Below are 22,289 nucleotides of genomic sequence, written 5' to 3'. Positions count from 1 at the left end.
CCTACCTTAGCCGCGATGCCCCGAGACCGCAAGAGACGAAGCCTCAGTCAGACGGGCGGACCCGTCGAGACGTCCGGGGAGCCGGCGGCGGCTCGCGCTCTAGCGGCGTGCCTGGAGGTGGATCCCGCCGCGGAGCTTCCCTGGACGCACGGGTTCCACGCCTATCCGGCGCGCATGCACCCGGAGACCGCCCGGCGGGCGCTGGCGGCGTTTTCCGGAGAGCGGGTTCTCGATCCCTTCGTGGGGTCCGGGACGACGGCGCTCGAGGCCCTCCGGTCCGGGCGGGCCTTCACGGGAATCGACGTCTCGCGGGTCGCGCTCGAGATCGCGTGGGCGCGCACCCGCGTGTGGCCTCCCGAGCGCTGCCGCCGCTTCGAAGCGGCCGCGCGCCGGCGCGCGGCCCGTGCCGCCGCCGAGTCCGACCGCGCCTTCCGTCTTCCCCCCTGGGCCGTCGCGGAGCGGGCCTGGTACGACCCGCATATTCTCCGGGAAATCTGCCTTCTCAAGGCGCTTCTGGAGGAGGAACCGGACGCCGAGTTCCGGCGGATGTTCGCGGTCGTCCTGTCCTCGATCGTGGTGAAGCTGTCCCGTCAGGCGGGAGACAGCGACGTGCGGATCGACCCGCGGCGCCGGCCCCGGCCCCGGCACGCGACCTTCCGGGCGTTCGCGTCGCGTGCCCACGAGCTGACCGGGATGCTTCTGCGGCTTTCCTCGGATCTCCACAAGCGGGGCGTTCCGCGGCGCGAGCCGGATCTGCGGTGGGGCGACGCGCGGACGGTCGAAATCCCGGCCGCCGCCTTCGATCTGGTGCTGAGTTCGCCGCCGTATCCGGGCACCTACGACTACGCGGCGCACCAGGCGCGGCGGTACCCGCTCTTCGGGATCGATCCTTCCTTCGAGGAAGCGCACGAGATCGGGGCCCGACGGGCGGGCGGAGCGGGATACGAGGAGGATATGGGGAAGGTCCTCGGACGTCTGTCGGCGGCACTGGCCCCGGGCGGCCGGCTGCTCCTCCTGGTGGGGGACGGACGCGACCTGCGCGCGGACCGCCTGTTCGCCGGGCTGGCGGCGGAGGCGGGGTTGCGCCTCGTCGCGGCGGCCTCGCAGCGGCGGCGCGACTGGACCGGCGGGCCCCCGCGGCGGGAGCATCTTCTGCTGATCGCGCGGCCGTAGCGGCGCCGTTACCGGGGCTGCGCGCTCCGGTCTTCCAGGCGGCGCCGGAACTTTTCGTAGAGCCGCGTGTGCTTGGACTCCAGCGGCACCGGCCGGCCGCGGATGAACATGGCGACGACGTCGGTCACGACTTCGAGCGGATCGCCCGTCGTGACGATCAGGTCCGCGTCCTTGCCGGGCGTCAGGCTGCCCATTCTCTCGGAGACCCCCAGGATCATCGCGGGGTAGACCGTCACGGCCCGCAGGGCCTCGTCACGATCCAGCCCGTAGGCGGCCGCCCATGCCGCGTGGTAGGGCGTGTTCCGGCTGTTTCCGCTGAAGATCTCCGCGGCGCTGACGGCGAACCGGACGCCCGCCTTGGCCAGCCGCGCCGGATTGGCGAAAACGGCGTCGTAGGGATCATGATCGTTGAGCGGCAGCTGCAGGACGCCGGCCAGGATCACGGGGACGTTCTTTTCGGCCAGGAGATCGGCGACCTTCCAGGCTTCGCGGCCGCCCGCGAGGATGGGCCGGAGGCCGAACTCGGCCGCCAGTTCGAGAGCCTCCCGGATCTCCCGGGCCGACTGGGCGTGGAAAACGACCGGACGCTCCCTCCGGAGATAGGGCGCCAGGGCGTCCAGACGCGGATCCCGAGCGCCGCCGGCCGCCGCGGCGCCCTGCGCTTCGCGGAAAATGTCCCGGATGTCCTTGAGCCGGCGGTCGTCTTCCTCCTTGGAATTCGACTCGCCGTCGCGCCGGGGCGGCACGTGGACGTGAAGGGCGAAGACGTGGCGCACGGACATCTCGCCGGGCACCCAGCCGTCCAGGCGCACGAGCGCGCTTTGGCCGGCGATCTTGCCTCCCTGGGGAACCACGAGGGCCGCGGTGATCCCGTTGGCGCGCGTGACGGCCACGTGCTCGCTGTGCGGATTGATCGCGGCGATCGCCCGCAGGTCCGGCTGGACCTCCCCGATTTCCGCCTCGTCGCGGGTGCCGGCGACGGAGCCGATTTCGAGCAGGCCGATCGCGGTCAGGGGATCGATGAGGCCCGGATAGACCGAAAGCCCTTCGGCGTCCAGGATCTCGAAACCGTCGGGCGGCCGGACGTCGGGGCCCAGGCCGACGATCTTGCCGCCGTCGATGAGGACGGCGCCCCGGAAGGGGGGAAGGAGGACGGGGTGGACCTGGGCGTTGACGATGGCCACGCGCGGGCCGCGCGGCAGGGGAAGAGGATCCCGGCGAGGGCGGGTTTCGGGACGGAACGAAGCCGTGGCGTGAACGGGCCCGGAACGGTCCTCAAAGTAGACTTCCCCTTCGATCAGCGTGAGCACGCACCGGCTGTAGGACGAGAGGGGATGGCCGTTGTAGAAGGCGAGATCGGCGTCCTTTCCCGGTTCGATCGAGCCGACCCGGTCGTCGATGCCGAGCTGGCGGGCCGGATGGAGCGTCACGAGCGCCAACGCTTCGGCCTCCGAGAGGCCCCCGTACTTGATGGCCTTGGCCGCCTCGATGTTGAGGTGCCGGATCTGTTCGGGGCTGTCGGAGTTGACGGAGGTCAGGACGCTCGCCCGGGTCAGGAGCGCCGCGTTGTGGGGGATCGCCTCGTAGGCCTCGATCTTGTAAGACCACCAGTCGCTGAAGGTCGAAGCCGCCGCCCCCGCGGCGGCCAGCTCCGGCGCCACGCGGTACCCTTCCAGGACGTGCTGGAACACGGGCGGCCGCAGCCCGAAGTCGCGCGCGACGTCGAGGAACATGAGGATCTCGTCGGCGCGGTAGGAGTGGCACTGAACGCGGAGGTCCCCGCGCAGGATGTCGGCCAGGGCCTCCAGGCGGAGATCCCGTCGCACGAGCGGATCGCGCCGGCGGGCCTCCTCGTACGCGCGGGCCTCGGCGAAGGCGCGACGGAAGACGGCCTCCACGCCCATGCGCGTGTTCGGAAAACGTTTGCCGCGGTTTTGCCCCCAGTTGGACTGCTTGGGGTTCTCGCCGAGGGCGAACTTGACGTGCCGCGGCGCGTCCGGGATGAGCATGGCCCGCGGCGGCGAGATGCCGTACTTGAGCTTGACGAGCGCGCTCTGGCCGCCGATGGAATTGGCGCTGCCGTGAAGAATCTGGGCGCAGGTGACGCCTCCGGCCAGCGCCCGGTAAATCGCCACGTCCCGCGGATCCAGGGCGTCCGCGATCCGGACTTCGGGGGTGATCGATTGCGAAGACTCGTTGAGTCCGCCCTGGACGGCGATGTGGGAATGGCAGTCCACGATGCCGGGCATGACGTAAAGCCCGCTCGCGTCGATCATGGGAACGTCCGAGGGGGCGCGCCGATCGGGACCCACCTCGACGATCTTGCCGTCGCGGACGAGGATCGACCCGCGCTCGATGGCGCCCGCTCGGGCGACGGTGAGAATCGTGGCGTTTCGGATGAAGACGTTGCCGCCGGTGCGCGTCGAGGGCCGCCGGTCGGCCTCGATCTCGACGTCGTCGTCGGCCAGGGGCTTGATCTTGGAATCCGCGGGAGGGTCTTTCTTCTCCTTCTCCGCGGGGGGCTTTCCTTCGAGCTCGAATTTGCGTCCGTCGGCGAAGACGTAGCGCACGGCCGCCTTGGGATCTCCCAGCGGCGCGGTGAGGACGGTCACGTTGGCCGATTTTCCCCGGGCGAGGGTTCCATGGGTGGCCGACAGGCCGTAGAGCCGGGCGGGGGAGGTGGTCAGGGCGGCCAGGGCCGCCTCCGCGGGAAGCCCCCGCTCGATCCGGCGGCGGATGGCGGAGAGCGCCTCGGCCGGGGACGCAAGGCCCGCCGTCGAGAAGCAGAAGGGCACGCCGGCCTCATGAAGCCGCAGAGCGGCGTCGATCTCCTCGTGGCGAAGGCGTTCCCGCTCCCGACGCAGCTTCTCGGGATCCTCGGGCGAGGGTTTCTCCTCGCGGGGGAGCTTCAGGGAGAGCACGACCGGCACGTCCTTTTCCCGAAGGAGCGCGGCCACGCGGCCCGCGGAAGCGCCTCCGACGAGGACGAGCCGGAGTCCGAATTCCTTCGCCAGATCGAGCGCGCGATGAATCTCGGTCTCGGTGTCGGCTTCGAAGAAGAGCCGGACCTCGCCGCGGAGAAGAGGCTGGAGCGCTTCGAGGGACGGATCGACGGCCGGGCGCGGGCGACCGGGACGATAGGCGTCCCAGAGTTTCCGGTAGTGGGCGGCGTCCAGGAGCGTCTGCCGGAGGTGCGCGAGAACGCCGATCGTGGTGGTGGGGTATCCGTCCCCATACGAGCGGAAGGAAGCGTGGAGACCCGTCTCCGCGCGCAGGAGGGCGTTCCGGCGGGGGGCGCCGGAAAGCGTGATCGCGGCTCCGCGGCCGGAAAGATATTCCTCGGCGGCGGCCACCACCGCCGCGGCGAAACCGCCCGCGTGGGCTTTTTTGGCGTCCGCATCGGAGATATGGACGAGCTCGGCGGCGTCGAGTTCGGGCCGGATTCCCTTGCGGTTGGCCTGCTCCATGGAGGCCGGAGCGTCGCGGGCGAAGTCGGGTTTGTCCCCCTCGGCGATCCGCCGGGCGTCGGGCGGGCGCTTGGTGTCCGGAAGCCCCAGCGTCGTGCGGCCGTCGATGAATCCGGCGTAAACGAAAAGGCCCTTTCCGTCCAGGACCTCCGCGTCCGGGGGAGGCTCGACGTCGGGACCCACGTCCGCGATGAGCCCGTCGCGGATGACGACGGTGCCTTTTTCGAGCGTGAAGAAGGGGGCCAGAACGACCGTGGCGTTCCGGATGGCATAAACGGGCGCGGCGCCGGGCACGGCCCACACGGCGAGGAGGAATCCCCATCCCAGGAGGCGCATGAGTTCTCCCCAGAAGGACTACTTATAGAACGCGGACGGAGGCGTTGCCGTTAGGCCGCGGGGGCGGGACGGCGCCGGGAGACGAGGAGCCAAAGCGCCAGGAGCAGGACGCCGCCGGCGAGCGCCGCCCTCAGGATCCACTTGGCGAAGAAGTAGACGGTTTTGAGCTGCAGGGGGTTTTCCCCCTTGTCTTTATCCACGAAGAGGAGTTTGAGCGAGGGCTTTTCGGGCGGGGAAAAAAGCCGTTCCCTGGACGGAAAGACCACGACATCGGGATTCTCGTTCGGCAGTCCGTAGAGGCCCATGACTTTCCGGTCGTAGTCCGGAGCCTTCGGGTCCGGCTGGTCGAGCTGGAAAAGTCCGCGGTTGACTTCAACGGTCTTGGCGTCGTACGGGGTGACGAAATAGACTTCCACCGCGCCGCGGCCGATCAGCCAGGCCACGGGATAGGCCAGCACGGCGGCGGCGAACGCCAGGATCCACCCGAGACGCAGGAGCTTCGCCATCAGTCCGCCAGGAGTCCCACGAGGGAGAAGGACACGGTCCATTCGTCGTTGACTTTCGCCAGGGCGACGGAAGGAATCTTCACTCCGTAGTCGGAGAGCTTCACCTTGAACTGGCCGGTGCAGCGAAGCCCGGGCTTGTCGCCCCAGTGGGCCTTTTTGACGAGGTCCGCGGGAATTTCGACCGCTTCGACATCGAGTTTCAAGGGGCGCGTCCGGCCGTGGAAGGTAAAGTTGCCCTCCACGGTCCAGGTCTTGTCGTCCTTGCGCGTCGCGCGGGTGGATTCGAACTCGATGTGGGGATTCTTCGCCGCGTCGAGCCAGTCCGGCCCCTGGAGGTGCTCATCGCGCTTGTCGATGCCGGTCTTGAGGCTCGAGACGAGCGTCCGCATCCGGACCTGAGCCGTTCCCTTTTCCTTGTCCAAACCTACGATTCCGGAGAGCGACGTCGTCACCGCCGTGACATTCTCGAGGTCGGTGACCGATTCCGCCTTGAGGGTCGTGAGCTGAGGCTTCAGGCCGAAGACGTATTTCGTCCCCGTGATGCCCTCTTCCGAAACCTTCGGCACGCGGGCGACGCGGACCGGCAGGTCTTCGTCTTCCGAGGGAGGCGTGGCGGCGGCCGTCGGGCCGGCGGGCGGGGCGGTCGTTCCGAAGAGCTGAAGGCTCACGTTCCAGACGGGCTCGACGGTGGCCACGGCGCTCTCCGGGATTTTGATGTTGAAATCCTCGAGCCGGATCTTGAACGGCGCCGGGGTGCGGACGCGCACCCAGCGGCCTTCGCCGAGATGCTTTCCGAGAAGGTCGGGCACGGGCTTCACCTCGACTTCGACGGACAGGTCGCGCGTCACGCCGTGCAGGGTGAACCGCCCGTCCACGCGCCAGATGGAGGGGCGCACGATTTGGGCCTTGTCCGCCGTGAACTCGATCCAGGGGAACTGCTTGGCGTCGAGCCAGCTTTTCCCGTACATGGCCCGGTCGCGGTCATCCATGCCGGTCTTGAGCGAGAACGCAGGCACGCGCAGCCGGCAGCGGCCGGTCCCCTTTTCGAAATCGATGGTGGCGCTTCCCTCGACCTTGGTGGTCTTGCCGAGGATGTTGGTGATTTCGGTTTTGGATTCGAAGGTGATCGTCGTGCGGGCGTCGGAAGTCCCGAAGTGGTACGTAACCTCCCCCTTGGGGGTTGCATCCGCGGCCGGGGCGGCGGAAGGGGAGGCGGCCGGAGCGGAAGAACCCGCGTAGGGCGCGCTCGGCGCGTCGCAGGCGGCCAGCGCGCCAAGGATCGCCCAGAGAGCCGTGCGTTTCATGGTCGAGAATCTCCTTGAGCCGCGAAAGCGACCGCGATTCTAGCGGAGCGCCGCGGGGGCCGCAAGGCTTAAAGGCCCCGAAGAAGAGGTTCGACTTCGATGAGGATATCCGGAAAGGCCTGGGGCGCGACGGATTGAGGGGGGCGCACGGCGAGAACCGTTTTGAAGCCTTCGGAGAAAGGGTCCCGGTAGACTTCGAGAGCGCGGGCCTTGAGATCGATCAGCCACACCTCCGGAACCTGCGCTCGTGCGTACGCCGGGACCTTCAGCAGGCGATCATACTCCTGAGTTGAATCGGCCACTTCGACGACGAGGAGGAGATCCGCACCCTGCGGATGACCGCCGGCATATTCGTCTTCCCGGGGTCGCGCCAAGGCCACGTCCGGAAGAAGCTCCGAACGCCCCCCAAGCAGCACGGGATTCTGGATGCGGACGATGCCGCGGCGCGCAATTCTTTCCGAAAGCAGTCGATTGAGGCGGTCGACGCAGACGGCGTGGCTCTTGCCGATAGGCGACATTTGGACGATTTCCCCCTCGAGCAGTTCGACGCGGTCGTGCGGCGTGAAGATCCCGGCCTCGGCCATGCGATGATACTCTTCGACGGAAAACAGCCGCCGGGCGGCGATTGCGGTCATATAAGCAGTTTACGGGCCCTCCGCCTCCGAGTTCAAGCTCCTCGCCGCCTCATAGGCCGAAAGAAGCGCGCCGACTTCGCGCTCCGTGGAGAATTCACGCCGGGCGAATTCCTGCGCGGCGGCGCCGAGGCGGCGGCGGAGATCGGCGTCCTCGACGAGGCGGCGTGCCTGGCGGCGGAGATCCTCCGGGCCCGAGTAAAGCAGGCCGGTGACCTCCGGGCGGATGAGGTCACGGTTCCCCGGAATGTCCGCGGCCAGGACGGGGCGACCGCAGGCCATCGCTTCGATGAGCGCGTTGGAGAGCCCTTCCGACCGGGAGGTGTTGAGGACGGCGTCGGCCTGGCGGTAGACGGCGGCCATGGCGGAGGGAGGCACGAAAGGCACATGGCGCGCCCAGGGCTCGGCGGCCAGGCGGGCCGCGAACGTCCGGCCGTAGTCGGCGTCGAGAATCGGACCCGCGAAAACGAGCGCGGCGTGGCTCTTGAGCGGAGCCAGGCCGTCCAGCGCCGCCAGGTTGTCCTTGACCGGCCGGATGCCGCCGGCCTGGACGAAAAGAAAGGAGCCCTGGGGGATTTCCGCGGCTCCGCGGAGGTCGAAGGGATCGTTTCCGAGCCGGACGCCCTTGGGGATCACGCGCAGCCGGCCGGCCGCGTCCGGGAAGAAGCGGGTTACGCGTTCGGCCAGCGACGAATTATAGGTGAGGAGGACCGGGACCCGCCGGAGGGCCTCGCCGATCACGCGCGCCCGTTCGGGGTCGGCGACGTAATCGTTGAGATCGGTTCCGGAGACGGTCAGGACGGTCGGTCGTCTCTCGAGAAGCGCCGCGAACCGGCCGGCCTTGTAGGCATGGTAGAGATGGACGACGTCGGGGCGGACGGACCCCAAGGCCGCGGAGACGCGTTCCGCCGCCGCGGGACCGGAGACGTCGAGAATCTCCATGTCGTGTCCGCGATCGCGGAGCCCTTCCTGCAGACGCTTGAGCGTGGCGACGTTTCCGCTGACGGTGTTGGGCGGGAAGGGCGACAAGGCCAGGATCTTCACAGGTCGGCCCACCGGACAAGACGGATGCCTAAGAGGGACAGAAGCACCCGCACGGCGGGGTCCGTCAGGAGCCGGCGTTCGGCGTCGCGGGCAGGGCCCGAGAAGCCGTGGGGCGCCTCGGCATAGCCCGGGTGAACCATGAGTTCGGTGGTTCCTTCGGGCAGACCCCGGAGGACCGCCGCCAGGGTTTCGAACGAGAGGTGGCCGGACAGGGCGGCGCCGGCGAAGGCGTCGGTGGAACGCAGGCCCTCCCGGGCGAAGATCTCGCGGGCGCGGAGCGCCTGGAGGCGATACTCCTCGAGGTCGTCTCCTCGGCCGGCGTTCACGGGCATCGACGGAGGGGGAAGGTCCAAGGGGAGACGATATCGGCGAACGCCACGGCCGGCCGCGGCCCGCGCCACGGGAGCCGCGACGCAGCCGTACACATGGAGGTGCTGGTGGCCGTCCACGTGGCTGGGCGCGATTCCCTCGTCCCGAAGCCGGTCGATCTGCGCGGCGGCCTCGCGTTCGACTTCCTCGGGATCGAAGAGACCCTCGAGCGCCCGGCGGCGGGCTTCGCGCTTGCCCCAGAAGAGACCCGTCCTGGGATCGACGAGCGTCCGGGCGCGCGGCGACAGGGGGCGCCCTTCGCTGAGGTTGATGTGGACGCCGGGATCGAGCGACGGATGTTCGCGCAGAAGCCGCAGGGCGCCGCGCCACGAAGGGCCCTGGGCCAGGACCGAGGCGGAGGTGACGACGCCGTGCCGGTGGGACTCGAGGATCCCGCGATCGCGCGCTTCGCCCGCGCCCAGGTCGTCCGCGTTGACGACCAGGCGCCTCATTTTTTCATCGCCATGTAGTAACGGACCCAGCAGAAGAAGCGCCCGTTCTCTTCCTCGAATTCCGCCCGCCCCCGCCGGCGGCGCTCCAGAAGGAACTCGAAGAGGCCGGGCCAATACCCGTCGTATTCCTCGCGGCTGAATTCGCGCCGGGATTTGGGGAGCGGCCGGTAGCGGAAGTTTTCCGCGAGCAGACGCTCGAAGGTGGCGGTGTCGGCCAGAGAGAGGAGAAAGGTGAGAAGCTGGCCGCCGTCGTCGAGGTACCGCGGCGCCTCGCGGAGGATCGTGCGGAAGTAGCGCAGGCCGTCCTCGCCGCCGAACTTGGGTCCCTGGGCCTCCGGCGGCGCCGGCGTCTGAGGCGGGTTGGTGACGATGACGTCGAAGCGACGGCCCCGGACGGGCTCGAAAAGGTCCCCCTGCTTGACGTGAATCTCCAGGCCGTTGCGGGCGGCGTTGCGCCGGGTCGCCTCGACGGCGGCGGAGGAGAGGTCGGTGGCCCAGACCTCGCGGGCGCCCAGCCGGGCCGCCACGAGCGCGAAAAGACCCGTGCCGCAGCCGAGGTCGAGGACGGTCTTCCCCTTCACGGAGAAAAGGTACCGCGCCAGCTCGAGAGACGAGGGGCCGGGGACGTGGACGTCGGGGAGGCATTCCAGTTCCAGGCGGCAGGGCTGCTCGACGGTGAGAACTTCCGTCATGATCCGAGCGGGGATTGTATCATGCGCGCGTGACGCTTGTCGAGCCTGCGCCGCCGGATCCGTCCTGGCCGCGCTACAGCACGCGGCCCTTTCCGCCGTACCGGTTCGTGGCGGGGCTCCATCCGCATCCGCGGCGGGACCCGCGCGGGCATGCCTACGGGACTCCGGAAGTCCCGCCGCCCTTTGTTCCGCCCGAGCGCTGGCGGGAGAACGAGACATATCTCTACGGCGTGGATCTCTACAATTTCGCGTACTGGTGGGAGTGTCACGAGGCGCTCGAAGGGCTCTGGCACCAGGCGGGCCGGAAGGGGCCGGAGGCGCAATTTTACCAGGGACTCATCCAGACGGCGGCGGCCAACCTGAAGCGCCACGCCGGCGCCCTCGAGGGAGCCCGGCGGCTGGCGCGGGAAGCGGTGGCCCGACTGGCCTCGGTGGGGCGGCGGCGATTCATGGGGCTCGAGATCGGTCCCTTCATTCGAGGCGTGCACGACTATCACCTCGACGAGGATCGCGGCTCGCCGCCGCTTATCCGGCTGGAGCCTTGAGGACGCCGAGGGCGCGCCCGACCTTTTCGAACGCCTCGAGGGCGCGGTCGAGATGAGCGCGCTCGTGCGCGGCGCTGATCTGCACCCGGATGCGGGCCTGGCCGCGCGGAACGACCGGATAGCTGAACCCCACGACGTAAATCCCCTCCGCCAGCATCCGCCGGGCGAACTCATGGGCGAGCTTCTCGTCGTAGAGCATGATCGGGCAGATGGGGTGGTCCCCCGGCCGGATCTCGAAGCCGCGCCGGGTCATTTCGGCGCGGAAATAGCGGGTGTTGTCTTCCAGGCGGTCGCGCAGAGCGGTCGTTTCCGAAAGCAGGTCGAACGCCCGGAGAGCCGCCCCGCAAATGACCGGCGGGAGGGAGTTCGAAAAGAGGTACGGGCGGGATCGCTGCCGGAGCATCTCCACGACCGCTCCCCGGCCGGTGGTGAAGCCGCCGGCCGCGCCTCCCAGAGCCTTTCCGAGCGTGGAGGTGAGAATGTCCACGCGCCCCTGGACGCCGAACCGCTCGGGCGTTCCCCGGCCGGTGCGGCCCACAAAGCCCGTGGCATGGGAGTCGTCCACCATGACGAGCGCCCGGTAGCGATCCGCCAGCTCGCAGATCTCGGCCAGGGGTGCGTAATCGCCGTCCATGGAGAAGACGCCGTCGGTGGCGATCAGACGCAGGCGCCGGCTCTGGGTCCGGCGCAGTCCCTCTTCGAGATCCTTGAGATCCCGGTGGGCGTAGCGGACCCGTTCCGCCTTGCAGAGCCGGATGCCGTCGATGATGGAGGCGTGGTTGAGGGCGTCGGAAAGGACCGCGTCCTCCTCGCCCACGAGCGTCTCGAAAAGCCCTCCGTTGGCGTCGAAGCAGCTCGTGTAAAGGATGGCGTCGTCGGCGCCGAAGAAGGAGGCGATTTTCCGTTCGAGCGTCCGGTGGAGGTCCTGGGTGCCGCAGATGAAGCGGACGGAGGAGAGCCCGTATCCCCAGCGTTCCAGCGCTTCGCGCGCGGCGCGCAGGATCTCGGGGTGGGAAGACAGCCCGAGGTAGTTATTGGCGCAGAAGTTGAGGACCTCGCCCCGTTCCGTGCGCACGACGGGCCCCTGGGGTCCGAGAAGCGCGCGCTCTTCCTTGTACAGCCCGTCGCGCCGGAGGCGGTCGAGTTCCTCCCGCAGGAGCGGACCGAGGAGGTCGGCCATGGCGCAAGTATAGGAAGAATCCCCGGCCCGCGTCCACGGGCGGGCGTATATAATGCGGAGGTGGACCGCATGGGGAAGGCCCTGATCCTGGGAGTCCTTGCCGCCTTTTTCGGGCCGCTGGCGGAGGGAGCCGTGCAGGAGGAGCGCAAGATCCGGGCCCCTGAGCTGGAAGGCGGCGTGGGCTGGCTCAACACCGACCGGCCCCTAACGCTGGCGGAGCTTCGGGGAAAGATCGTTCTTCTGGAGTTCTGGACGTACTGCTGAATCAACTGCCACCACGTATTTCCGGAGATCAAGCGGCTGGAACGGAAATACGCGAAGGAGCTGGTGGTCATCAGCGTCCATTCGGCCAAGTTCACCAACGAGAAGGACACGGAGAACATCCGCCAGGCGATCCTGCGGCACGATCTTGAGCATCCGGTCGTCAACGACGCGGACTTCAAGATCTTCCGCGCCTACGGGGCGCAGGGGTGGCCCCATTTCGTCCTCATCGATCCGGAAGGGAACATCGTGGGACACGCCTCGGGGGAGGGGAACTACGACGTCCTGGCCCATGCGATCGACGGGCTGATCCGGAAATTCGAGGGAAAGATCGACCGGACGCCGCGGACGTTCGTGCTGGAGAAATCGAAACTCGCCGCGGGGCCCCTGTTCTTCCCCGCCAAGCTTGTGGCGACGCCCGACCGGCTCTACATCAGCGACACCCGCCATAACCGGATCGTCATCGCGGATCCGACGGGCAAAGTCCACGACGTCATCGGAGGTCCGGACGAAGGATGGAAGGACGGGGATTTCCGGACCGCGCGTTTCCATCAGCCCCACGGCCTGCTTCTGAGGGGCCGCACGCTCTTCGTGGCCGATACCGAGAATCATCGGATCCGGGAGGTGGATCTCGAGTCGCGGCGCGTCCGGACGATCGCCGGGACGGGCGAGCAGCGGTACAACCCGCGCGGCTTCGGGGAGGCCCTCCAGACGCCGCTCAACTCGCCGTGGGATTTCGCGCTCGACGGCGACCGCCTTTTCATCGCGATGGCCGGAAATCATCAGATCTGGGCGATGGATCTGGCGGAGGGGAAGATCGGGCGCTTCAGCGGAAGCGGCCGGGAGCAGCTCCGCGACGGCGATCACCGGACGGCGGCCTTCAACCAGCCGAGCGGCCTGACGATCCTGAACGGAAAACTCTACGTGGCCGATTCCGAGGTGAGCGGAATCCGCGAAGTGGACCTCGATCCGGCCGGCGGGGTGCGCACGATCGTGGGCACCGGGCTTTTCGACTTCGGCGACCGCGACGGGAAGGGCCCCGAAGTCCGGATGCAGCACGTTCTGGCCGTTCACGCCTGGAACGGCAAGCTCTACGTGGCGGACGCCTACAACCACAAGATCAAGGTGTGCGACCCCGAGACGCGGGAGGTGCGGACGTTCCTGGGGGACGGGAAGCGGGGGCGGGAAGACGGCAAGAACCCGCGGTTCTACGAACCGAGCGGGCTCTGGGCGGTCAACGACCTGCTTTACGTCGCCGATCAGAACAACCACGCCATCCGTCGGTACGACGCCCGGACGGGGGAGGTGACGACGGTTCCGGTCGAGAAACGCTGAGGTCCGGATGAAGCTCCTTCGCGTCCTGGGCGTTCTGGTCGCCGCCGGTTGCGCAGCGGCGCCTTCGGCTCTCGAGCGGCATGTGCGGGTTCTGGCGTCGCCGGAATTCGAGGGCCGGGCCGCCGGGACCGAGGGCGAGCGGCGCGCGGCGGAGTATCTGGCGGGCGAAATGCGGCGTCTGGGGCTTGAGGTCCATGTTCAGGAGTTTCCCGGCCACGGTGGGCGCGGGCGGAACGTGACCGGCGTTCTGAGGGGACGCTCGGACGAGGCGGTCGTCCTGGGAGCCCATTACGACCATCTCGGGAAGGACGGAGAGCGGATCTACGTCGGGGCGGACGACAACGCGAGCGGCACGGCCGTGGTTCTGGAGGCGGCGGCGCGTCTGGCGCGGCGGCCTCCGGCGCGCACGGTGATTTTCGCCTGCTTCAGCGGAGAGGAAACCGGTCTTCACGGATCGCGCCACTACGTGCATCATCCGATCGTCCCGATCGAGAAGACCGTAGCCATGGTGAACCTGGATATGGTGGGGCGGCTGCGGGACCGGCTGATCGTGTTCGGCGCCGACAGCGGGGACCGCTTCCGCGAATACCTGGCGGCGAGTCCGGTGCCGGTGGCTTTTAACCAGGACCCCGTGGGGCCGAGCGACCACACCTCGTTCTATCTCAAGGGCGTGCCGGCCGTTCATCTCTTCACCGGGGCGCACGCGGACTATCACAAGCCCACCGACACGGCCGATCGGGTGAATTACGACGGCCTCGCGCGCGTCGCGGATCTCGTCGAAGGCCTGGTCCGGAGGATCGCGGACGCTCCGGAGCGGATGGCGTTCCGGAAGGTCGCTTCGCCCTCGGCGGCGGGCGGCCCGGCGCCCTCGGGGGCGACGCCTTATTTCGGGTCGGTTCCCGACTACGGCTTCGAGGGCAAGGGGGTGCGCCTGTCGGGCGTCTCCGCGGGGAGCCCCGCGGAGAAGGCGGGATTGCGGGAAGGGGACGTCATCGTGGCGCTCGACGGCCGGGACGTGCCGGACGTCCGGGCGTACTCGCAGCTTCTCTTCTCGCGCCGCCCGGGGCAGGAGATCGAGGTCGAATTCGAGCGCGAGGGGCGCCGGCTGCGCGCGAAGGCGACCCTGTCCGCCCGCCGCCCGCGGTCGGAGGAATAACGGCGGAGCGGCCTGCAAAAGAGAGGGGGCCCGGAAACGAGCCCGCCTTGACGGTTCCGAGCGGGCGTTCCTACAATCAAACCGTCTTCTGAAAGGGATCGCCATGCCGCTCGTCGAGTATTCGTCCGACGGCCCGATCGCCACCCTCACCCTCAACAACCCCCCGGCCAACTGTTACACGCACGAGCTCATGCGGGAGCTCGACGAGGCGATTCTCAAGGCCCGGTTCGACGACGCGGTGCACGCCATTGTTCTGACGGGGGCGGGAGAGCGGTTTTTCTCCGCCGGGGCGGACATCCGGATGCTCCAGTCCGTCACGCCGCGCTTCAAGTATTTCTTCTGCCTCCATGCGAACGAGACGCTCAACCGTCTGGAGCAGACCCCGAAGCTCGTCGTCGCGGCGATCAACGGCACCTGCGTGGGCGGGGGACTGGAAATCGCGCTGGCGGCGGACCTGAGGATCGCGCGGAAGGGGGCCGGCAAGATCGGGCTTCCGGAAGTGAACCTGGGGGTCCTGCCCGGCACCGGCGGCACCCAGCGCCTGGCGCGCGTCGTGGGAAAATCCGCCGCGATCGAAATGATGGCCAGCGGCCGCCTGTTCGAATTCGACGAGGCGCTCCAGCGGGGAATCCTGAACTTCGTTTACGAGGCGCCGGACCGTGCGGCCTTCCTCGGGCGCGTGTACGAGTACGTCCGGGGCTTCTGTCCGCCGCACAAGGCGGCCAAGGCGGTCGGCCTCATCAAGCGCGCGGTCCAGAGCGGCGCGGAGGTGGATTTCGCCGACGGGCTGGCGCTCGAACGGGAGCTTCAGCAGCAGCTCTTCGAAAGTTACGACGCCCGCGAGGGTCTGGGGGCCTACGTCGAGAAACGGCCTCCCTCGTTCCGGGGGCAATAGGGAGGCTTCACGCCGCGGACGCGCTCGATTACAATCGCGGCGTGCGGATCGTTTCGCTTCAGCCCACGGCGACGGAAATGGTCTATGCCCTCGGGGCCGGTCGGTGTCTCGTGGGCGTCTCTCACGAATGCACCTATCCGCCGGCCGCCCGGCGCAAGCCGGTCGTGTCGCGGAGCATCGTGGATCCGGAGCGGCTTTCCAGCGCCGAAATCGACCGTCTCGTTCGGCAGGCCGCGCGCTCGGGGGAAAGCCTCTATCGGATCGAAGCGGAGCGGGTGAGGAAGCTCCGGCCGGATCTCCTTCTCACGCAGAACCTCTGCGACGTCTGAGCGACGGCCCCCCGGGACGTCGAGCAGGTGCTCGACCGGCTGAACGCGCGCCCGCGGGTGCTCGCCCTCCATGCGCACGATTTCGAGGGCATGTTCCGCGACCTGCGCGAACTGGGGCGCGCGCTCGGGCTCGATTCCCGTCCGCTCGAGCGGCGGCTCCGCGACCGGATCGCGCGCGTCCGGCGGAGGGCGCGGGGCCTTCCGCGTCGGCGGGTTTTCTGCATGGAGTGGTTCGATCCGCCCTTCACGAGCGGCCACTGGGTTCCGGAGATGGTGGAGATGGCGGGCGGCCGGGACGGTCTGGCGCTCGAAAAGAGGGACTCGCGCCGGGTGGAGTGGTCGGAGATCGAGGCCTTCGCCCCGGAGGCGTTGATCCTCATGCCGTGCGGGTTTACAATGAAACGGGCGGAGAGGGAGCTGCCCGTCCTGCGGGCGCGGCCGGAGTGGGGCCGCCTCCCGGCGGTCCGGGCCGGCGAGGTGTATCTCGTGGACGGACCGTCGTACTTCAACGGGGCGGGACCGCGGCTGGTGGACGGGCTGGAGATTCTGGCCGAAATCCTCCACCCGGAAGCCTTTCCCCGCCGAAGGCGGCGGGGGTGGCGGAGAGTGAGGCCCTAGCGATGCCGTCCCGGGGCTGGATCTCCGAAGACGAGTTCGAAATCCGCACGCTTCCCGAACCTCTGCACCGCCGCATCCTCGACTGGCAGCGCCGGACGTTCCCCGACGAATACGAGTACTTGTTGCGCCGGTGGTCGGAGTTCTATCCCTCCCAGCCCCCCTTCCGGCTCGTGGCCAAGCTCGGACCGCTTCCGAGTCCCGTGGTCGAGGTCGGCCGCTTTCGGGGCCGCCCGCGCTTCGAACGCGCGGCGGAGCTCGACGACGAGATGATCCTGCAGACGGCGCGGATCATCAAGGCCCAGTGCTCGACGGAGCTCGGGTCGATCCAGCAGCATCGCGAATCCCTCGCCAAGGCGCAGGATCCCCGGGTCCAGTTCAACGTCATGCGCGTCATGGCGGAGGAATTCCGGCATGCTTATCAGATGCTCTACGTGCTGGCCTCCGACGACTGGACCAAGGTGGGCAAGGACGTCGCCGGCGAGACGGTGGAGCAGCTTCTGGCGATGCGGACGGGCGAGCACGTCCTGGACGCCTTCAACCTGTTCTTCGATTCGTTCGTGGACAACGTCGTCTTCGCGGCGGTGATCGACCGCGTGGGGAAGTACCAGCTCGAGATGCAGCGGGCCTTCTCCTACGCCCCCATGGCGCGCTCGATGGGCCCCATGCTCTACGAGGAGGCGTTCCATATCTCGACCGGCATTCATCCGCTCCGGCATTGGGCCGCGGAAGCCGCAAGAGACGAGGGCAACGTTTCCACCGAGATGATCCAGAAGCACCTCAACAAATGGATTCCCCGCGGCCTGGAGATGTTCGGAGACGAGCGGGGCGGGAAGACCGTCGTCGAGCTGGGCTTCAAGGACCGCCTCAACGGGGAAGCCCAGGCGCAGTATTACGAGGAGCTTCAGACGGAGGTGATCGACGCCCTCAATTACGAGGTGCTGCGGGTGTTCGATCCGTCGATCGACCGGCTCGAGGCGCCCGCGCTGGCGGCGCGGATCCGGGCGACCGGCGAAGCCTGGAAGGGGTGTTCCCGGGAGAAGCTCTTTTACCGCCCGAGTCCGCGCTTCTTCCGGCGCCGCGGCGTCCACGCGTTCGAGACCTGCGACGTGGAGGGAAAGCCGATCCCGGACCTTTCCGCCTACCTTTCCGTCTTGCGCCGGAGCCTTCCGGATGCTTATATCACCGGGCCGGATTTCAAGGTCTATGTGGACAACCTGCGTGCCTCCCGGGCCGGCCGGGACGTCAGGGAGGAAGGGCTTCCGTTCTATGGGTAGCGTGCCGTTTCGGATCGGCCCCACGCCCAATCCGAACGCCGTCCGCGTGGGACTCGGACGGGCGATGTTTCCGAGCCCCCTGAGCTTTTCGTCCGCCGCCCAGGCCGAAGGCCAGCCGCTCGCCCGCGCGCTTCTGGAAATTCCGGGCGTGCGGAGCGTTTTTTGCCTGAACGATTTCATCTCGATCACGAAGGATCCCGGCGTCGAGTGGTCCGCCCTGGAACCCCGGGTCGCCGACGCGCTGACGAGGCATCTGCATGACTGATTGGAACGCTCTGGCGGAACGGTCGATCGCGGGGAAGGCGCCTTCCCGCGAAGAGGCTCTCGCGGTCGTGCGCGCTCCGGACGAGGAACTCCTGCCCGTCCTTCACGCCGCCTACCGCGTTCGGCGGCACTTCCACGGCAACCGCGTCAAGATCCACGTTCTCGAAAACGCGATGAGCGGGATGTGCCCGGAGGACTGCGGTTTCTGCTCGCAGTCCCGCATCGCGACGGGCGACATCGAGCGTTACCGCCTCGAGACCCGCGAGGAGATGGTCGAGGGCGCGCGCCGCGCGAAGGCCGCCGGGGCGTGGAAGTACTGCATTGTGACGTCGACCCGCGGTCCCAGCGACCGCCAGCTCGACGTCATCTGCGACGCGGTCCGCGAAATCAAGAGCACGGTGGGCATCCGGATCTGCACCTCGCTCGGGATCCTCCGGCCGGACCAGGCGCGCCGCCTGAAAGAGGCGGGGGTGGACCGGTTCAATCACAACCTCGAGACGAGCGCGCGGCATTTCCCCAAGATCTGCACCACCCATACCTACGAGGACCGCGTCCGGACCGTCCAGTATGTCCAGGAGGCCGGGATGGAGTCCTGCTGCGGCGGCATCGTCGGAATGGGCGAGTCGGACGAGGATGTCGTGGATCTGGCGTTCGAGCTGAGGCGTCTGGGGGTAAGCTCGATCCCGATCAATTTCCTGAATCCCCGGCCGGGCACCCCGATGGGCGACCGCCCGCTTCAGGACCCCAAGTATTGCCTGAAGGTCCTCTCGATGGTCCGCTTCGTCAATCCTTCGCGCGACATTCGCTGCGCCGGAGGACGGGAGGTGAACCTGCGGGCGCTGCAGGCGCTCGTGCTTTACCCCTGCAATTCCATTTTCACCAACGGCTACCTGACGACGGGCGGCAATTCCGACTCCGAAGATCTGCGGATGATCCGCGACCTCGGCTTCGAAATACAGACGGAATAGGCGCCTCCGCGCGCATTTTCCGCCTTCGACCTTCCCGGTGTGGGCTATACAATAAGAAGTCGGGAATGGGGTCGGGGCAGGACAATCGGGGCGATCTGATCCTCCTTTCGCCGGATGCGGCGACGCGGGAGAGCTTCGCGCGCGGCCTGGTTCTCGACCGGCTGCGCCTGATCTGCGCGGCGACCCCCGAGGAAGCCGGGACCGCGGCCCGATCGGCCTCGGCGGAACTCCTGGTGGTCGATTCGCTCCTCAAGCCCCCCCTGGAACATGTGCGCCGCCTCCTCAAGGTCAACCCGGCGCTGGGCTTCCTCCTCATCATCGGCGACGAGGACGAGCTTCTGGCCGTGGAGGCCGCCCGCCTGGGAGCGTACGACTTCATCACGCGTCCGCTGGACCTGCGCAAGGCCAGCTTCCGCCTGAGGGTGGCGCTCGAAAAGCATTCCCGGCGCCTGGAGGAGCGGGCGTACACGGTGGCCCTCGAGGAGCGGATCACGACCCGCACGGAGGAGGTGCTCCAGAACCGCGAGCGGATGCGCACGCAGTTCGTCAACACCATCCGCGCGCTCGAGAAGGCGCTCCAGGCCAAGAGTCCCTACACGGAGGGGCACTCGCGCCGCGTGGCCGAGAAGTCCGTCGAGATCGCCCGCGCCATGGGCCTTCCGCGCGAGCAGATCCGCCAGATCGAGCTCGGGGCGCTCTTCCATGACATCGGCAAGATCGGAATCCGCGACGAGGTTCTCAACAAACAGGGCCGCCTCACCGAAAGCGAATACGAGCACATCAAGCTCCACCCTCTCGTGGCGGAGCAGATCCTCTCGCCGATCGACGAACTGCGGCCCATCGTGGAGATCGTCAAGCACGAACATGAGCGGTGGGACGGACAGGGATATCCCGACGGCCTTCGGGGAAACCAGATTCCCCTGGGCGCCCGGATCATCGCCGTGGCCGACGCCTGGGATTCCATGGTCTACGATCGCGTGTATCGCAAAGCCCTCAGCCACGAGGAGGCGCTCCGGGAAATCGAGAAGGCGGCCGGGACGCAGTTCGATCCCGACTGCGTGCGGGCGTTCGTCGAGATGGAGCGGGCCCGGCAGGGCGCCCCGGCCGCGCGCCCCGCGGTCCCCTGAGGGTCTTCTGGATTCGAGCCTCCCCCCGACCTATAATTCCGGCGCCTCGATGAATCTAGGCGCCCACATGTCGATCGCCGGGGGGCTGGCGCGCGCCTGCGAGCGGGGACGCGACGCGGGCTGCGACGTCATTCAGATCTTCGTGAAAAACGAGCGCCAGTGGCGGGCCCGCCCGCTCCCCGAGGAGGAGATCGCGGCGTTCCGGAGGGCCCGGGCGGCCTGCGGCATCCGCACGGCGTTCGCGCACGACACCTACCTCATCAACCTGGCCTCTCCCGCCGAGGCGCTGTGGGAGAAGTCGGTTCGCGCCTTCGTGGAGGAGCTGGAGCGGTGCGAAGCGCTGGGATTGGCGTTTCTGGTGACCCACCCCGGCTCTCCCGGAGAGGCTTCCGAGGCCGAAGGGATCCGCCGCATGGCCCGGGGGCTCGGAACGGCGCTGCGCCGGACGCGCGGCTTCGGGGTGCGGGTGCTTCTCGAAACCAACGCGGGGCAGGGGCGATGTCTGGGCTGGAGGTTCGAGCACCTCGGGGCGATTCTGGATCGCGTGCCGGAGCCGGAGCGCGTGGGGTTCTGCTTCGACACCTGCCACGTCTTCGCCGCCGGCTACGATCTGTCCACGCCTCAGGGCTTCGAGGACACCCTGGGCGCTTTCGACCGCGCGGTGGGGATTCGCCGCCTCGAGGCCTTTCATCTGAACGATTCGAAGAAGGGCCTGGGATGCCGGGTCGATCGGCACGAGCATATCGGGCGCGGGCGGATCGGGCTGGAGCCGTTCCGGCGCCTCATGCGCGACCCCCGCTTTCGAGACGTTCCCAAGGTCATCGAGACGCCCAAGGAGGGAGACATGGACGCCGTCAACCTGGGGCTTCTTCGCGGGCTGGCCGCCTCATGAGCCTGATGCGCGCCGTCGTGAAGAAGGAGCCCGCGCCGGGGGCGTCTCTGGAGCGGGTGGAGCCGCCGCGGTGCGGGTCCGACGAGGTTCTTCTGCGCGTGCGGGCCGCTTCGATCTGCGGCACGGACCTGCACATCTATCGCTGGGATCGCTGGGCTCAATCGGTGATCCGCCCGCCGCTCGTCTTCGGCCACGAGATCGCCGGAGAAGTCGTCGAGACCGGCCCCCGCGTCGAAGGGATCGCGGTCGGCGATCTCGTCTCCGTGGAGAGCCACATCCCCTGCGGCAAGTGCTACCAGTGCCGCCACGACCTGCGGCACATCTGCGACAACCTGAAGATCGTCGGAGTGCACCGCCCGGGCGGCTTCGCGGAGTACCTGGCCGTTCCCGCCGTGTGCGCCTGGAAGAATCCGCCCGGCATGACGGCCGACGTCGCGGCGCTCCTGGAACCGCTCGGGAACGCCGTCTACGCCGCCTCGGAGGCCCAGGTGGCCGGGCAGACGGTCGCGGTGTTCGGCTGCGGTCCGGCGGGGCTTTTCACCGTGGCCGCCGCCAAGGCTCTGGGAGCGGTGAAGGTCCTGGCGATCGACGTCAACCCCCATCACCTGGAGCTGGCGCGCCGGATGGGGGCGGACGAGCTTCTCGACGGAGCCAATCCCGATCTCATGGCGCGCCTGGAGTCCCACGGAGACGGGGCGGGACTCGACATCGCCATCGACATGTCCGGGAACCCGCAGGCCATCGTGACGGCCCTCCGGTCGCTGCGCAAAGGCGGGACGTTCGTCGCGTTCGGCATCCCTCCGGGGCCGCTGGAGCTGAACCTCGCCAACGACGTCATTCTCACGGGCCGTCGCATCCTGGGAATCGTGGGCCGGCATATGTTCCGCACGTGGGAACTGATGCAGCGCCTGATGGAGCGCGGAAAGCTCGATCCGGCGCCGCTCATCACACACCGGTTTGCCCTCGAGGACTACGAGCGCGCGTTCGAGACGCGCGCCGCCTCGGACCGCCCGGTAGGAAAGGTGCTTCTCTATCCATAAGGGGTTCCGGGGATCAGCGGTTATAATGTTCGGGCGCAGCGAGACCGGGGATGAGAGAGATCGACGCGGAGTCCTGGGGCGGCGAAATCGCCCGCCTCGGATCGGTCGTTCTGCAAACCTACGTCTTCGACGTCTCGGGCATCGAACTGCACGCGCCGGGGGACGTCGTGTCGGGAACCCAGGCGCGCCTCCTTCAGGAGCTGGCGATCCCGAGCGTCCATGTGACCGAGCCGCGGGAGAAGCCCGACGAAGCCGCCGCGGCGCTCGGGGTCGCGCGGGTCGCCGGCGCGGATCTGCGCGACTCGGATTTCCTGGCCCGCGAGGTTCGCGGCCGGACGGCCTTTCCTGCGGGGACCCGCGCGGAAGGGGCGGCCCTCGAAGCGATGAGGAGCCTTCCGGGGGCGATGTTCCCCGTGGCTTCGCGGGCGCG

At 68.4% G+C, this 22,289-nt stretch carries 23 protein-coding genes; 15 read left to right on the top strand and 8 right to left on the bottom strand.

Annotation, left to right across the window (positions count from 1 at the left end; genetic code table 11):
- Positions 1-15: 15 nt before the first annotated feature.
- On the top strand, positions 16-1,173 hold the full coding sequence (locus VNO22_15340) for a DNA methyltransferase (GenBank protein ID HXG62742.1): 1,158 nt from the start codon (positions 16-18) through the stop codon (positions 1,171-1,173).
- A gap of 8 nt (positions 1,174-1,181) precedes the next feature.
- Here VNO22_15340 and VNO22_15335 read toward each other — a convergent pair whose 3' ends face one another.
- The 7 genes from VNO22_15335 to VNO22_15305 form a co-directional block, all read right to left on the bottom strand.
- A complete protein-coding gene (locus VNO22_15335; protein ID HXG62741.1) occupies positions 1,182-4,976 on the bottom strand; it encodes an amidohydrolase family protein in 3,795 nt (1,264 codons plus the stop codon).
- A gap of 50 nt (positions 4,977-5,026) precedes the next feature.
- A complete protein-coding gene (locus tag VNO22_15330) occupies positions 5,027-5,482 on the bottom strand; it encodes a hypothetical protein (protein HXG62740.1) in 456 nt (151 codons plus the stop codon).
- Entirely contained in the window at positions 5,482-6,786 is a 1,305-nt protein-coding gene (locus VNO22_15325; GenBank protein ID HXG62739.1) for a YceI family protein, read from the bottom strand. The genes VNO22_15330 and VNO22_15325 overlap by 1 nt, the downstream gene beginning before the upstream one ends.
- Before the next feature lie 68 nt (positions 6,787-6,854).
- Positions 6,855-7,421 (bottom strand): Uma2 family endonuclease, encoded by a 567-nt coding sequence (locus VNO22_15320; GenBank protein ID HXG62738.1) that lies wholly within the window; start codon positions 7,419-7,421, stop codon positions 6,855-6,857.
- A gap of 9 nt (positions 7,422-7,430) precedes the next feature.
- Entirely contained in the window at positions 7,431-8,462 is a 1,032-nt protein-coding gene (locus VNO22_15315) for a glycosyltransferase (GenBank protein HXG62737.1), read from the bottom strand.
- On the bottom strand, positions 8,459-9,283 hold the full coding sequence (locus VNO22_15310; GenBank protein ID HXG62736.1) for a ChbG/HpnK family deacetylase: 825 nt from the start codon (positions 9,281-9,283) through the stop codon (positions 8,459-8,461). The genes VNO22_15315 and VNO22_15310 overlap by 4 nt, the downstream gene beginning before the upstream one ends.
- Positions 9,280-9,975, bottom strand: a complete 696-nt coding sequence (locus VNO22_15305) for a methyltransferase (GenBank protein HXG62735.1) — start codon at positions 9,973-9,975, stop codon at positions 9,280-9,282. The genes VNO22_15310 and VNO22_15305 overlap by 4 nt, the downstream gene beginning before the upstream one ends.
- 29 nt (positions 9,976-10,004) lie before the next feature.
- On the opposite strand from VNO22_15305, the gene VNO22_15300 reads away from it, so the two are divergent.
- Positions 10,005-10,520, top strand: a complete 516-nt coding sequence (locus tag VNO22_15300) for a DUF309 domain-containing protein (GenBank protein HXG62734.1) — start codon at positions 10,005-10,007, stop codon at positions 10,518-10,520.
- Here the strand turns inward: VNO22_15300 and kbl are convergent.
- Positions 10,501-11,700 (bottom strand): glycine C-acetyltransferase, encoded by a 1,200-nt coding sequence (gene kbl, locus VNO22_15295; protein ID HXG62733.1) that lies wholly within the window; start codon positions 11,698-11,700, stop codon positions 10,501-10,503. The two genes, VNO22_15300 and kbl, sit on opposite strands and share 20 nt — an antisense overlap.
- A gap of 60 nt (positions 11,701-11,760) precedes the next feature.
- Here kbl and VNO22_15290 point away from each other — a divergent pair, with 60 nt between their 5' ends.
- From VNO22_15290 to VNO22_15230, 13 genes are all read left to right on the top strand, one after another.
- Positions 11,761-11,964 carry a hypothetical protein gene (locus VNO22_15290; protein HXG62732.1) on the top strand — a complete coding sequence of 68 codons (204 nt, stop codon included), beginning with the start codon at positions 11,761-11,763 and terminating at the stop codon, positions 11,962-11,964.
- Positions 11,965-13,296: a thioredoxin-like domain-containing protein gene (locus VNO22_15285; GenBank protein ID HXG62731.1), complete on the top strand. Its 1,332-nt coding sequence runs from the start codon at positions 11,965-11,967 to the stop codon at positions 13,294-13,296.
- A gap of 7 nt (positions 13,297-13,303) precedes the next feature.
- A complete protein-coding gene (locus VNO22_15280; protein ID HXG62730.1) occupies positions 13,304-14,452 on the top strand; it encodes a M28 family peptidase in 1,149 nt (382 codons plus the stop codon).
- 103 nt (positions 14,453-14,555) lie between these two features.
- Positions 14,556-15,347, top strand: a complete 792-nt coding sequence (locus tag VNO22_15275; GenBank protein ID HXG62729.1) for an enoyl-CoA hydratase/isomerase family protein — start codon at positions 14,556-14,558, stop codon at positions 15,345-15,347.
- A gap of 41 nt (positions 15,348-15,388) precedes the next feature.
- Entirely contained in the window at positions 15,389-15,676 is a 288-nt protein-coding gene (locus tag VNO22_15270) for a hypothetical protein (GenBank protein HXG62728.1), read from the top strand.
- A gap of 27 nt (positions 15,677-15,703) precedes the next feature.
- On the top strand, positions 15,704-16,294 hold the full coding sequence (locus VNO22_15265; protein ID HXG62727.1) for an ABC transporter substrate-binding protein: 591 nt from the start codon (positions 15,704-15,706) through the stop codon (positions 16,292-16,294).
- A gap of 2 nt (positions 16,295-16,296) precedes the next feature.
- Positions 16,297-17,568: a Phenylacetic acid catabolic protein gene (locus tag VNO22_15260; protein HXG62726.1), complete on the top strand. Its 1,272-nt coding sequence runs from the start codon at positions 16,297-16,299 to the stop codon at positions 17,566-17,568.
- Positions 17,561-17,833, top strand: a complete 273-nt coding sequence (locus tag VNO22_15255; protein ID HXG62725.1) for a NifU N-terminal domain-containing protein — start codon at positions 17,561-17,563, stop codon at positions 17,831-17,833. The genes VNO22_15260 and VNO22_15255 overlap by 8 nt, the downstream gene beginning before the upstream one ends.
- Positions 17,826-18,800 carry a biotin synthase BioB gene (bioB, locus tag VNO22_15250; protein HXG62724.1) on the top strand — a complete coding sequence of 325 codons (975 nt, stop codon included), beginning with the start codon at positions 17,826-17,828 and terminating at the stop codon, positions 18,798-18,800. Before VNO22_15255 ends, bioB begins: the two co-directional genes overlap by 8 nt.
- Positions 18,801-18,865: 65 nt before the next feature.
- Positions 18,866-19,927 (top strand): HD domain-containing phosphohydrolase, encoded by a 1,062-nt coding sequence (locus VNO22_15245; protein ID HXG62723.1) that lies wholly within the window; start codon positions 18,866-18,868, stop codon positions 19,925-19,927.
- 49 nt (positions 19,928-19,976) lie between these two features.
- Entirely contained in the window at positions 19,977-20,819 is an 843-nt protein-coding gene (locus VNO22_15240; protein ID HXG62722.1) for a deoxyribonuclease IV, read from the top strand.
- A complete protein-coding gene (gene tdh / locus VNO22_15235) occupies positions 20,816-21,859 on the top strand; it encodes an L-threonine 3-dehydrogenase (protein ID HXG62721.1) in 1,044 nt (347 codons plus the stop codon). The genes VNO22_15240 and tdh overlap by 4 nt, the downstream gene beginning before the upstream one ends.
- Before the next feature lie 50 nt (positions 21,860-21,909).
- Positions 21,910-22,289 (top strand): hypothetical protein (locus tag VNO22_15230; GenBank protein HXG62720.1); only part of this gene is annotated, 380 nt, incomplete at its 3' end.

The sequence above is a fragment of the Planctomycetota bacterium genome (assembly GCA_035574235.1).
Taxonomy (GTDB): domain Bacteria; phylum Planctomycetota; class MHYJ01; order MHYJ01; family JACPRB01; genus DATLZA01.
This window is presented reverse-complemented; position numbering and strand designations above follow the sequence as displayed.

Excerpts from the sequence above, each read along its gene's own strand:
- VNO22_15340 (HXG62742.1), top strand. The coding sequence starts at position 16 with ATGCCCCGAGACCGCAAGAGACGAAGCCTCAGTCAGACGGGCGGACCC.
- VNO22_15335 (HXG62741.1), bottom strand. The coding sequence starts at position 4,976 with ATGCGCCTCCTGGGATGGGGATTCCTCCTCGCCGTGTGGGCCGTGCCC.
- VNO22_15330 (HXG62740.1), bottom strand. The coding sequence starts at position 5,482 with ATGGCGAAGCTCCTGCGTCTCGGGTGGATCCTGGCGTTCGCCGCCGCC.
- VNO22_15325 (HXG62739.1), bottom strand. The coding sequence starts at position 6,786 with ATGAAACGCACGGCTCTCTGGGCGATCCTTGGCGCGCTGGCCGCCTGC.
- VNO22_15320 (HXG62738.1), bottom strand. The coding sequence starts at position 7,421 with ATGACCGCAATCGCCGCCCGGCGGCTGTTTTCCGTCGAAGAGTATCAT.
- VNO22_15310 (HXG62736.1), bottom strand. The coding sequence starts at position 9,283 with ATGAGGCGCCTGGTCGTCAACGCGGACGACCTGGGCGCGGGCGAAGCG.
- VNO22_15305 (HXG62735.1), bottom strand. The coding sequence starts at position 9,975 with ATGACGGAAGTTCTCACCGTCGAGCAGCCCTGCCGCCTGGAACTGGAA.
- kbl (HXG62733.1), bottom strand. The coding sequence starts at position 11,700 with ATGGCCGACCTCCTCGGTCCGCTCCTGCGGGAGGAACTCGACCGCCTC.
- VNO22_15280 (HXG62730.1), top strand. The coding sequence starts at position 13,304 with ATGAAGCTCCTTCGCGTCCTGGGCGTTCTGGTCGCCGCCGGTTGCGCA.
- VNO22_15275 (HXG62729.1), top strand. The coding sequence starts at position 14,556 with ATGCCGCTCGTCGAGTATTCGTCCGACGGCCCGATCGCCACCCTCACC.
- VNO22_15260 (HXG62726.1), top strand. The coding sequence starts at position 16,297 with ATGCCGTCCCGGGGCTGGATCTCCGAAGACGAGTTCGAAATCCGCACG.
- VNO22_15255 (HXG62725.1), top strand. The coding sequence starts at position 17,561 with ATGGGTAGCGTGCCGTTTCGGATCGGCCCCACGCCCAATCCGAACGCC.
- bioB (HXG62724.1), top strand. The coding sequence starts at position 17,826 with ATGACTGATTGGAACGCTCTGGCGGAACGGTCGATCGCGGGGAAGGCG.
- VNO22_15245 (HXG62723.1), top strand. The coding sequence starts at position 18,866 with ATGGGGTCGGGGCAGGACAATCGGGGCGATCTGATCCTCCTTTCGCCG.
- VNO22_15240 (HXG62722.1), top strand. The coding sequence starts at position 19,977 with ATGAATCTAGGCGCCCACATGTCGATCGCCGGGGGGCTGGCGCGCGCC.
- tdh (HXG62721.1), top strand. The coding sequence starts at position 20,816 with ATGAGCCTGATGCGCGCCGTCGTGAAGAAGGAGCCCGCGCCGGGGGCG.